The 10,247-nt window shown below is 67.7% G+C and carries 10 protein-coding genes, 1 tRNA gene and 2 pseudogenes; 6 read left to right on the top strand and 7 right to left on the bottom strand.

Annotated features, from left to right (window positions below; genetic code table 11):
- Positions 1 to 50: 50 nt before the first annotated feature.
- The 4 genes and pseudogenes from FHP25_RS36430 (at position 51) to FHP25_RS42785 (ending at position 1,620) form a co-directional block, all read left to right on the top strand.
- Positions 51 to 127, top strand: a tRNA-Met gene (locus FHP25_RS36430).
- Positions 128 to 372: 245 nt separating this feature from the next.
- Positions 373 to 972 carry a plasmid pRiA4b ORF-3 family protein gene (locus FHP25_RS36425; RefSeq protein WP_147851913.1) on the top strand — a complete coding sequence of 200 codons (600 nt, stop codon included), beginning with the start codon at positions 373 to 375 and terminating at the stop codon, positions 970 to 972.
- Positions 973 to 974: 2 nt separating this feature from the next.
- A pseudogene (locus FHP25_RS42790) lies at positions 975 to 1,097 on the top strand (ISAzo13-like element transposase-related protein); the annotation flags it as partial.
- A 143-nt stretch (positions 1,098 to 1,240) separates the two neighbouring features.
- Positions 1,241 to 1,620, top strand: a pseudogene (locus tag FHP25_RS42785) (VOC family protein).
- Positions 1,621 to 1,707: 87 nt separating this feature from the next.
- Here the strand turns inward: FHP25_RS42785 and FHP25_RS36415 are convergent.
- On the bottom strand, positions 1,708 to 2,277 hold the full coding sequence (locus tag FHP25_RS36415) for a MarR family winged helix-turn-helix transcriptional regulator (protein WP_147851912.1): 570 nt from the start codon (positions 2,275 to 2,277) through the stop codon (positions 1,708 to 1,710).
- A gap of 78 nt (positions 2,278 to 2,355) precedes the next feature.
- A complete protein-coding gene (locus FHP25_RS36410) occupies positions 2,356 to 4,341 on the bottom strand; it encodes an NADPH-dependent 2,4-dienoyl-CoA reductase (protein WP_147851911.1) in 1,986 nt (661 codons plus the stop codon).
- A gap of 269 nt (positions 4,342 to 4,610) precedes the next feature.
- On the opposite strand from FHP25_RS36410, the gene FHP25_RS36405 reads away from it, so the two are divergent.
- Positions 4,611 to 5,447: a creatininase family protein gene (locus FHP25_RS36405; RefSeq protein ID WP_147851910.1), complete on the top strand. Its 837-nt coding sequence runs from the start codon at positions 4,611 to 4,613 to the stop codon at positions 5,445 to 5,447.
- Here the strand turns inward: FHP25_RS36405 and FHP25_RS36400 are convergent, their stop codons facing one another.
- Entirely contained in the window at positions 5,448 to 5,981 is a 534-nt protein-coding gene (locus FHP25_RS36400; protein WP_147851909.1) for a cytochrome b, read from the bottom strand. It lies immediately after the preceding gene.
- The gene (ribA, locus tag FHP25_RS36395) at positions 5,974 to 7,188 is read right to left on the bottom strand and encodes a GTP cyclohydrolase II RibA (protein WP_147851908.1); all 1,215 of its coding nucleotides are present in this window, start codon (positions 7,186 to 7,188) and stop codon (positions 5,974 to 5,976) included. Before ribA ends, FHP25_RS36400 begins: the two co-directional genes overlap by 8 nt.
- Here ribA and FHP25_RS36390 point away from each other — a divergent pair.
- The gene (locus FHP25_RS36390) at positions 7,187 to 7,984 is read left to right on the top strand and encodes a RibD family protein (RefSeq protein ID WP_147851907.1); all 798 of its coding nucleotides are present in this window, start codon (positions 7,187 to 7,189) and stop codon (positions 7,982 to 7,984) included. The genes ribA and FHP25_RS36390 overlap by 2 nt on opposite strands.
- Here the strand turns inward: FHP25_RS36390 and FHP25_RS36385 are convergent.
- Genes FHP25_RS36385 through FHP25_RS41630 form a run of 3 tightly spaced genes read right to left on the bottom strand, consistent with a single transcriptional unit; the run spans position 7,942 to position 10,227 of the window.
- Positions 7,942 to 8,778 (bottom strand): class I SAM-dependent methyltransferase, encoded by an 837-nt coding sequence (locus FHP25_RS36385; RefSeq protein ID WP_178134061.1) that lies wholly within the window; start codon positions 8,776 to 8,778, stop codon positions 7,942 to 7,944. The two genes, FHP25_RS36390 and FHP25_RS36385, sit on opposite strands and share 43 nt — an antisense overlap.
- Entirely contained in the window at positions 8,775 to 9,833 is a 1,059-nt protein-coding gene (locus FHP25_RS36380; protein WP_231712606.1) for a glycosyltransferase family 4 protein, read from the bottom strand. Before FHP25_RS36380 ends, FHP25_RS36385 begins: the two co-directional genes overlap by 4 nt.
- On the bottom strand, positions 9,826 to 10,227 hold the full coding sequence (locus FHP25_RS41630; RefSeq protein WP_147851904.1) for a 6-pyruvoyl trahydropterin synthase family protein: 402 nt from the start codon (positions 10,225 to 10,227) through the stop codon (positions 9,826 to 9,828). The genes FHP25_RS36380 and FHP25_RS41630 overlap by 8 nt, the downstream gene beginning before the upstream one ends.
- Positions 10,228 to 10,247 lie beyond the last annotated feature (20 nt).

Below are 10,247 nucleotides of genomic sequence, written 5' to 3'. Positions count from 1 at the left end.
GCCTTCCAAGGCGCGCAGCACATGCACCCTCTTCACTCCACCCTCACCACCGCGGGGTGGAGCAGCCCGGTAGCTCGTCAGGCTCATAACCTGAAGGCCGCAGGTTCAAATCCTGCCCCCGCAACCACATCACAACCACAGCCCCAGCACACAAACGCTGGGGCTGTTCGCGTTGCGGGCCACGCAAGGCTGCAACCTCGAGACTGCAGCGGGCTGGGCCGTTGCTCCGGCGCTGATATGACTGCGCGGCTGGACGTCGATTGCAAAGCCTGGCTTGCGTCCTTCGCGCGTAACCGATCATCCCTTGCATTGGCTTGACGATTTGTTGCCGCGGGAGTGGGCGGCTGACTAGGATCATCGTAAGCTCGCGGCATGAGCACCGCCGACATCTTCTGCCTCAAAGTCACGCTCGACGATGTCGAGCCCCAGGTTTTGCGCCGGATCGAAGTCCCCGCGAACATCAAGCTCGACCGGCTGCATCTGACGCTACAGGCGGCTCTTGGTTGGACCAATAGCCATCTCTATGAAATCCGCGCCCGCGACACGGGCTGGGGCCTGCCGGACTCCGACTGGCCCGACGGCCCGCTCGACGCGCGCAAGGCGAAGCTCATCGATGTGCTCGAAGACATCGGAACCAAGTCGCTGCGCTATCTCTATGACTTCGGCGACGGCTGGGAGCACACGATCAAGATCGAGCGGATGATCGCTTCCGAACCCAACGTCGCTTATCCCCGTCTCACCGAGGCGTCCGGGCGTTGTCCACCCGAAGATGTCGGTGGTCCCTGGGGTTACGCCGAGATGCTCGAAGCTCTCGATAACCCGCGGCACGAGCGTCATGCTGAAATCCGTGAGTGGATCGGTGACGACTTCGATCCGCGCGCTTTCGATCCCGACTCCCTCAAAGCCGAGGTTGCCAAGCTCGCAAGGCGATGGTCGCGGAAACCTCCCGCAAGAAAGAAACGCATGGTGTGACCCGCGATCAGGGCCACCAGGTCGGGCCGCACGCTGGTGAGCGAGCTACTGCACCAGCTGGGCTATCGGCTGCGGCCAATCGCAAGACCCGCGAGGGAGCGAGCCATCCTGATCGCGAGCCCCAGGCGTATCCGCATGGGAGGGTTGCCGGCAGCGACCGTGAAATGGGCGCTCCGGCTTGTACAATTCGGCTCGTGCCGGCTTGCTTACCGATCCTCGATCGCCGGGGGCACGGTGCTTTTGCGTTGACTGGCCAAAAGGAGAATTGATGTTCACTCACATCTTTGTCGGCGCGGACGACGTCGCCGTATCGAAGAAGTTCTACGATGCGGTGCTCGGGGCGCCCTCGGTATCGCGGCGGGCAAGGCCGACCCGAAGGGGCGGGTCTTCTATCGCACCCCGGCCGGCTTGTTCGGTCTCACGAAACCGATCGATGGCGAGGCGACGACACATGCCAATGGCGGCACCATAGGCTTTGCCTGTGATAGCCCCGAGAAGGCGCAGGCCTTCCACGATGCGGGGATCGCCAACGGCGGCAAGAGCATCGAGGATCCGCCCGGCTGGCGTGAGGGTGGTGGCGCGAAGCTCTACCTCGCCTATCTGCGCGATCCCTACGGCAACAAGATCTGCGCGATGCATCGCGGCTAGGCCGACGTTCCTGCTGCATCAGCCTCGGCGCCCAAGCTCTGCTTGGGCGCCGATCGGTTGCCGAGTTCGGTTGCCACGTCTGCCAGCCTACGTCGCAAGCTCTCGCTTCTTCTTCCTGTCGCGCCGTGGCGTCTGCAGGCGAACGGTCAGCAATTGCCGCTGGAGCTCATTGAGATAGTGGGCCAGCGCTACCCGGTCATCGAAGCGAAAGTCGCTGACGGCCTGATCGTAGAACTGGAAGATGCGCTGCCGCAGGTCGGCCCAGAACGCAAACCCTTCGCGTGTCAGGCGCACGACACGCGCCCGCTTGTCTTCCGCATCGGCGATCCTCTCCACGAGGCCATCGCGCTCGAGGCGCTTCAAGACGCCGTCGAGATTCTGCCGGCTGACGACGAGAAAGTCGGCAAGTGTGCCGACCGCGATGCCGTAGGTCGGCCGCGGGTCGGAGAGGGCGCCCAGCACGGCCCACTGGACGGTTGTGACACCCAGCTCCTTGACGGCCTGGCGCTGCAGCGTGTTGGCGACTTGAAACAGCCGGAAGAAGATCCGGTTGTTGAGCAGATCGGCGCTGCGATCGGTGCCCCCAGGCCGCGTGCTGCCGGCTTCGCCGACGGAATGATCCTTGGGGACTGCTCGGGGGTGTTTCAGGGTAGCCATCCGGTCGTTCAATCGGCAGGTCGCATGATAGCCGAGGAAAAGCATGAGAACGACCGGCGGGCAACAATGGCGCCCACGTCAGATGCGGTTGCCGAGGATGGCGCCCTCATGGATCGCGCGCTTGGCATCGAGCTCGCCGGCGAGCCTGGCGCCGCCGATCACATGGACCGGTTGGCCGCTTGCTGCGATCGCATCGGCGATCCGCCGGTCCGCCTCCTGGCCGGCGCATACCACGATCGTGTCGGCCGGCAGCACCTCGATGCGATCCGCGACGGCGATGTGCAGGCCCTCGCTGTCGATCTTCACGTAGCGCGCGTCGGCGATCTGGCGGACTTTGAGATTTTTGAGCTCCTGGCGCAGGATCCAGCCCGTGCTCTTGCCGAGCGTGCGGCCGAAGCTGCCGGGCGAGCGCTTCACCATGGTGATCTGCCGGCGCGGCGGATGGGGCAGGGGCCTGCCGTCGATCCCCCATCGTGCGAAGAATTCCTGCCGCCGGCCGCCGGTGCCCGCCGCCAGGAAGAGCGCAACGTCGTGGCCGATGCCGCCGCCGCCGATGATGACGACACGCTCGCCCGCCGTGACCGAGCCGTCCAGGACCTTGGTGTCGCCGACCACCCTGGGATCATCGCCGCCCGGAATGTCGATCAGGCGGGGCGTCACGCCGGTCGAGGTGATGACCTCGTCGAAGTCGGCCGGCCTGAGGGATCGCGGATCGACCGTGCAGCCCGTCCCGATCTCGACGCCGCAATCGGCGAGCTGCGCCGACAGGCTTTGCAGCGACAGCCCGTAATCCTCCTTGCCGGGGATGTTGGCTGCCAGCGCGAACTGGCCACCGATACGGCCGGCCGATTCGAAGAGCGTGACGCGATGACCCCGGCGTGCCGCCTCGAGCGCCGCCGCAATGCCGGCGACGCCGGCACCGACGATGGCGACGCGCTTCGCCGTCGGCGCCGGCTGATCGGAGAAATCGCTCTCGCGCGCCGCGCGCGGATTGACCAGGCAGGTGATGACCTGGTCGGTGAAGTAATGGTCAAGGCAGGCCTGGTTGCAGGCGATGCAGACATTGACGAGATCGGGCCGGCCACGGCTGACCTTGTTCGCGAATTCGGCGTCCGCGAGCAGCGGCCGCGCCATGGACACGAGATCCGCAGAACCGTCGGCGATCACCTTGGCGGCGTCTTGCGGCAGGTTGATCCGGTTGCTTGCCGTGACCGGGATCGAGACCACCGCCTTCAGGCGGCGGGTCGACCCGATGAACGCGGCATGCGGGACGGGGCCGGCGATCGTGGGAACGGTTGCCTCATGCCAGCCGATCCCGGTGGCGATGCAGTCGGCGCCTGCCTTCTCGACCGCCCTGGCCAGCCAGAGCGTCTCGTCCTGCGTCAGTCCGCCATCGACCAGCTCCAGCGCCGAGATCCGGTATGACAGGATCGCATCGCCGATGGCGGCACGCACCGCCCTGACGACATCGAGGGGAAAGCGCGCGCGATTGGCCAGCGTGCCGCCCCACGCGTCGGTGCGATGATTGGTCCTGGGCGCCAGGAACTCGCTGATCAGGTAGCCCTCCGAGCCCATGACCTCGACGCCGTCGTAGCCGGCCTCGATCGCCAGCCGGGCGGTTGTCGCGTAGTCCGCGATGGTCGTGGCGATCTGAGCCGGCGTCAGCTCGGCGGGAACATCGCGATTGATCGGCGATTTGATCGGCGACGGCGCGACAATGGCGGGATGGTATCCGTAGCGGCCGGCATGCAGGATCTGCAGCAGGATGCGGCCGCCCGCCCGGTGGACGGGCCCGGTGATCCGGTGATGGTCTGCAACCTGGTCGGGACGCTCGAAGGTGCCCGGCTCGTCCTTCATGCGCCCCGCGAAGTTGGGCGCGAAGCCGCCGGTCACGATGAGCCCCGCACCGCCCTGGGCACGTTCTGCATAGAACCGCCCCAGCGCGTCGAAGCGTTCGGGATGGCACTCCAGCCCGGTATGCATGGACCCCATGACGATCCGGTTCGGCAGAGTGATGGAGCCGACGCGGATCGGCTTCAGGAGAGCAGAGTGGTCGTGTGCCATGCCGAGCTCCGAACCTCGCTATGCTCCGGAGGACTTCGCATCGACCTATCAAGTGCTGCCAAATATATCAATATATTGTATTAAATTTGATCACTCGAAAAGTGGATTCATGTGCACGAAGCGGGATCATTTTAGTAAACACTGCCATCATCGCTTCGGGCGTGGCTTCTTAAGGGAATTTTTAAGTAAATATATTGATATATAAAACGCTTCCGCCAGATGATGAGGCGTCGGATCATCCTCTGCCCTCAGGTGTCCTGGAGCCTCGCATGAGTGGAAACGTCCGCCGCTGGGAAGAGCTGACCTGGCAGGATTTTGCCGGCCTTGACGCCGGACGCTGCGTGGTCGTGCTGCCGGTGGCCGCGATCGAGCAGCATGGCCCGCATCTGCCGCTGGCCACCGATGCGATGATCAATCGCGGCATCCTCGAGCGGGCGCTGGCGCAGGTCGACGCGGATACGCCACTGCTCGTCCTGCCGGCATTCCCGGTCGGGCGCAGCGACGAGCACGCGGCTTTTCCCGGCACGCTGACCCTGGGCGCGGACACGCTTTCACGGGTCTGGTTCGAGATCGGACAGTCGGTGCATCGCGCCGGCCTGCGCAAGCTGGTGATCGTCAACTCGCATGGTGGGCAGCCGCAGATTTGCGACATCGTGGCGCTCGATCTGCGGCTGCGGCTGGGCATGCTGGCCGTCGTCGCCAACACCTTCGCCTTCGGCGAGCCGGCTGGGCTCTTCCCGGAGGAGGAGCGCCGCCATGGCATCCATGCCGGCGCCAACGAGACGTCGATCCTGCTGCACCTGCAGCCCGGCAGCGTGCGCACGGCGCTGATCGATGAATTCAAGCCGGCCTCGATCGCGCACGACAAAGCTCATCGCGAGCTGCGGTTCCATGGGAAAGTCGCGATGGGCTGGGCGACGCAGGACCTGCATCCGCTGGGAGCCTGCGGCGATGCCCGGCTTGCCAGCGCCGCAGCCGGCCATGCGATCGTCGAGCGTGTCGCCGCCCGGCTCGCCGTATTGCTGCAGGAGGTGTCACGCTATCCGCTGGCAAATCTCAAAAGCGGACCGCTCGATGCGGGCAATGCGCCGCCGAGCCCCGCGTGATCACAGCATGCGGCGCAGCACCGCGTCGCGGCGCACGAAATGGTGGAACAATGCCGCGCCGACATGGATCGCGATGGCCACCGAGAGGGTGATGCCGATGATGCCGTGCCAGCCGAGAATCTGCTTGGCCGCTGCTTCATCCTTGCTGACGAGCGGCGGCAGCTCGAACAGCCAGAAGACGTTGATCGGCGCGCCGAAGGCCGAGGTGCCCCACCAGCCGACGATCGGCTGGATCAGCAGGATGGCATAGAACAGGCGGTGCACGGTCCCCGATGCCGCGCGCTGCCAGGCGGGCAGATCGTCGGGCAGGGGCGGCGGCGGATGTGCCAGACGCCAGCCGAGGCGGATGACCACCAGCACGAACAGCAGCACCCCGATCGAGCGGTGCAGGTCGAACAGGGTGTCCTGCAGCCGCCCTTGCGGCAGATCGAGCAGGATGAAGCCGACCGGGATGGTCATGAGCACCAGCACGGCCATGGTCCAATGCAGCAGGCGCGCTGGCCCCGTGTAGCGCAGCAGCGGTGGATTAGGCATCGGGCACCTCGCTGTCGGGCTGCGCGCTGCCGATCAGATGGCCGGCACGCTGCTGCTTGGCGCGCAGATAGTCCCGGTTGCTCTCGTTCACCGGCGCGACCAGCGCGATGCGCTCGGCGATCAGGACGCCGGCCTCGCGCAGGCCGGCCATCTTTGTCGGGTTGTTGGTGAGCAGCGCGACCTCGCCGATGCCGAGCAGCCGCAGCATGCGCGCGGCGATGTCGTAGCGCCTCTCGTCGCGCTCGAAGCCGAGCGTGGTGTTGGCGTCGATGGTGTCGACGCCGCGGTCCTGCAGGGCGTAGGCCCGCATCTTGTTGGCCAGGCCGATGCCGCAGCCTTCCTGGTCGAGGTAGAGCAGCACGCCGCCGCCGCGCGCCGCGATCATGGCGATCGCCATGCGCAGCTGGTCGCCGCAATCGCAGCGCCGTGATCCGAGCGCATCGCCGGTCAGGCAGGCCGAGTGCAGCCGCACCGGCACCGGTCGCGTGCGGTCCACGTCGCCGATCACCACGGCGGTCCAGAACTGGCCCAGAGCGTCGCGGAAGACCTCGAAGCTGCTGTCGCCGGCGTCATGTAGAGGTACGCGCGCGCTGGATACAAGGCGCAGCGAGGACGCCAGCCCGGCGCGGAATGCCAGAACCTCGGACGCGGTCACGCCCGACACGGCGCCGGTCGGTGCTGCGCTACCCCCGGCGTGCCAGCGAACCGCCAGCGCCGCCGGCAACAGGCGAGCAAGCTTGGCAAGCTCGATGGCGGCTGCCGCGACGCGGTCGCCCGCGTCGACGATGACCTGGAGGTCGACCGCGCCGGCAAGCGCGAGCACCTGCTCGCAACGGCTCGATGGCGCGAGCCGGACGACTCCCGCGCCAATGCTGCGCGCACCGAGCGCGGCGGCGCGCGTGCCGGAGACGAACAGGTCGATCGGTTCATCGGCGCAGGCAGCGAGCGCCGCCAGGCGCTCCGGGGTCAGGCCCTCGACCGGCAGGACCAGCCGGGCCGCGCCTTCTCCATCGGCAAGCAGGACAGGACGCCCGGCAACGAACTCGCCAATGGCCCGTTGCGTTGCGGCAAGCGGGGTGTTGGCGAGCAAGGGCATGGGAAGTGGAGACATGTCGGCCAAGTTTGAACGCGTATGTTCGTACAATCCCACAACAAATTCCTCCCATGGGGTATTTAACACGTGAGATGTCGTGCAGGGGTCGTCCATGACTGAACAGTCCGTGAACGCGGGAAATTCCTTCGGTCACCTCGAAACGCTGTCCGACATCGATTGGTCGCATATCCGCGCCGCCCGCGATGGTGCCGATCTTCAAATCGCCGAGCCTTGGCAGTCCATCTTCGCGCCGCTGCTTGCACCGACAACGCGCGCTTCCTTCGTGATCGGCCAGATCGGCCAGTCGCTCGATGGCCGTATCGCCACGGCGAGCGGCCACTCACACTACATCAACGGCCCCGCCGCCATCACCCACCTGCATCGGCTGCGGGCGCTTGCCGATGCGGTGGTGGTCGGCATCGGCACGGTGCTGGCCGATGATCCGCAGCTGACCGTGCGAAGGGTCGAAGGCCCGAGTCCGGCGCGCGTCGTCATCGACCCGCAGGGCCGCATGCCGCGCGGCGCGAAGCTCCTTGCCGCCGACGGCTGCCGCCGCATCGTCGTGACGCGACCGCGCGCCGCGGCCGATCTGCCCGGCGATGTCGAAAGGCTGGACATCGATGACGACGCCGGCGTGCTGGCGCCGGCGGCGATCATGCGCGCGCTCACCGGGCTGGGCCTGCATCGCGTGCTGATCGAAGGTGGCGCGCTGACACTCTCGCGCTTTCTCGCTGCGGGCTGCCTGCAGCGCCTGCATGTCGTCATGGCGCCGCTGATCATCGGCTCCGGTCCGGCTGGCCTGTCACTGCCCACGATCGATCGGCTCGAGCAGGCGCTGCGCCCGCCGATGCGCGCCTGGCGGCTGGATCAGGACCTGCTGCTCGACCTCGATCTCGGCGCCGGCGGATAGGCCCAGATGTCGCAGTGCCCGACGGTGAGGCGCGTGCGCCCGGCGCGGACCGCTGCGAGCCGGCGCGCCAGCCAGCCGTCGAGCTTCTGCCGGTCGAGCACATCCTCTTCACAGGCGGCCTGATACCAGCCCTGCACCAGCTCTGCCTGCAGGGCGCGCTCACTGTCGTCCAGCACCCAATCGGCATCTGCCTGGCGCACGATGAAGCGGCGCGCGGCAAGCTGCTCGATCGCCTGGGTCGAGGCCAGCGGACCGCTGGCGTGGCCGAAGCCCTTGTCACGCCGCTGATGGGCGTCGAACGCGCACGCGACCTGAGCATCGAACGGATCAGCCGGCTCGCAGGCGATGCGGCCATTGTAGGTCAGCGTCGCGTAGACCGGACGCTGATGAGTGGCCGCCGCCTCGGCGAGGCGTTCGAGCCATGCGATCGAGGTCAGATCCAGCAACGCCGATATCGTCACCAGATCGGCCGGCAGCGCCATGACAGCCTCGAGATCTTCCTGCAGGTCGGCCTGGTGCGGTTGCCAGGCCATTGCCGGCGGCATTTCCCGGCAGCGCTGCTCGACCGCGTCCAGCAGTCCCGTGTCCTGGTCGACCAGGCGCCAGCTCTGCCGTGCGGGCAGGCGCGGGGCCAGCGTGCGCATCATGGCGCCGGTGCCGCAACCGAGATCGGTCACGGCGATCTGCGCGTGGTCGCTGAAGTGGCGCGCCACCGTCGCCAGCAGATCGGCGTTGCGGGCGCGCCGGTCGGCCGGCTCGCGCAGATCCAGCCACTGGGCGGCGAACGCGCTCATGCCGGTGCCGCCACGAGGGCGCTGGCGAACAAGGCAGCCGAGTCCTGCCATCGCGGCAAGCGTGGCGCGGCCTGTCGTGCCGCGCGCGCCAGGCCGCGGCGTGCGGCGGCATCGCTCAACAGGCGGCGCAAGGCGGCCGCCAGGGCCGGGACATCTTCCGGTGGCACCAGCAGGGCGGCACCCTCGGGCACCGCCTCGGGAATGGCGCCTGCCATGGTGCCGATCACCGGCAGGCCATGGGCGATCGCCTCGGCATAGGCCATGCCGTAACCTTCGTAGCGCGAGGCGAGGACGAAGAGATCGGCCGCGAGGTAGTGCTGCTGCAGCGCCTCGGCGGGCACGGCGTCGGCGAGCCTGATCCGTTCGTCGAGCCCGGCCTGGGCGATGAGGCGCCGCAAGGCCGCCGTGGTTGGCGGATCGCGGTCCGCGGCGCCGACAATGGTGAGCCGCCATGGCAGGTCCTGCAGCGTGGCAAGCGCCGCGATCAGCAGGTCATGCCCCTTGCGCGGCACCAGCGTGCCGACGCTCAGCAGATTCGGCGCGCCGGCATGATCGACCGCCGCGAGCGGCGCCGCATCGGTGCCCGGCGGCGCGACCGTGATGCGCGCCTGCGGCACGCCGTACTCAGCCGTCAGCACCACGGCCGTGGCGCGGCTGGTCGCGATCACACGGGATGCGGCGGCAAGGGCTGCGCGCTCGCTTGTCCGCAGGGCGTCGGCACGCGCCGCCGTGATGCCTGTTTCGAGCGCCAGCGGGTGGTGCACCAGCGCCACCAGCGGCCGCCGGGCGACGAGATGGCGGCCGATATCGGGCAGCGCGCCCAGCGCCAGGCCATCGACGATGACGGGCATGGAAGCGGGCAATTGCGCCAGCACGCGATAGGTTGCGGTCAGGGTCGACGCGTCGGGCAGGGGAAACGCGCCGCTCAGCGCGACATGGCTGATGTCCCAGCCCAGCCGGCGCAGCTCGTCCATCATGCGCCGATCGTAGGCGTAGCCACCGGTCGGCGTGTCGAGATCACCGGGGATGGCGAAGATCGCACGACGCTCAGGCAAGCGGCGCCTCGTACCAGCCGCGCGCCACGTGCGATTCGGACAGGGTGACGCGCAGAGCGTCGATCTCGGACGCGGCCCGGCCGAGCCTGCCGTCGCGGGCGCATGCGGCGATGCGCTCATGGATATGCCGGGCGAGGAACTCAGTGGTCGTGTTCCTGCCGGCGAACGCCGGCATCTCGTCGAGGTTGCGGTAGTTCAACGGCTCGAGCACCTCGCGCAGGATCGCGATCGCGCGGCCGATATCGACCACCAGCCCCGCGGCATCGAGATCGCGGGTCATGAACGCCGCATCGACCACGAAGGTGGCGCCGTGCACGCGCTGGGCGGGGCCGAAGATCTCGCCCCGGAAGCTGTGCGCCACCATGATGTGATCGCGGACCTCGACAGCGAACATGACAACGCTCCTTCGTACGG

This window comes from Vineibacter terrae, assembly GCF_008039615.1.
Classification (GTDB): domain Bacteria; phylum Pseudomonadota; class Alphaproteobacteria; order Reyranellales; family Reyranellaceae; genus Vineibacter; species Vineibacter terrae.
The sequence above is the reverse complement of the archived record's forward strand: the minus strand, read 5'-3'. Positions and strand labels throughout refer to the sequence as shown.

Coding starts and splice junctions, on each gene's coding strand:
- FHP25_RS36425 (WP_147851913.1), top strand. CDS start 373: ATGAGCACCGCCGACATCTTCTGCCTCAAAGTCACGCTCGACGATGTC.
- FHP25_RS36415 (WP_147851912.1), bottom strand. CDS start 2,277: ATGGCTACCCTGAAACACCCCCGAGCAGTCCCCAAGGATCATTCCGTC.
- FHP25_RS36410 (WP_147851911.1), bottom strand. CDS start 4,341: ATGGCACACGACCACTCTGCTCTCCTGAAGCCGATCCGCGTCGGCTCC.
- FHP25_RS36405 (WP_147851910.1), top strand. CDS start 4,611: ATGAGTGGAAACGTCCGCCGCTGGGAAGAGCTGACCTGGCAGGATTTT.
- FHP25_RS36400 (WP_147851909.1), bottom strand. CDS start 5,981: ATGCCTAATCCACCGCTGCTGCGCTACACGGGGCCAGCGCGCCTGCTG.
- FHP25_RS36390 (WP_147851907.1), top strand. CDS start 7,187: ATGACTGAACAGTCCGTGAACGCGGGAAATTCCTTCGGTCACCTCGAA.
- ribA (WP_147851908.1), bottom strand. CDS start 7,188: ATGGACGACCCCTGCACGACATCTCACGTGTTAAATACCCCATGGGAG.
- FHP25_RS36385 (WP_178134061.1), bottom strand. CDS start 8,778: ATGAGCGCGTTCGCCGCCCAGTGGCTGGATCTGCGCGAGCCGGCCGAC.
- FHP25_RS41630 (WP_147851904.1), bottom strand. CDS start 10,227: ATGTTCGCTGTCGAGGTCCGCGATCACATCATGGTGGCGCACAGCTTC.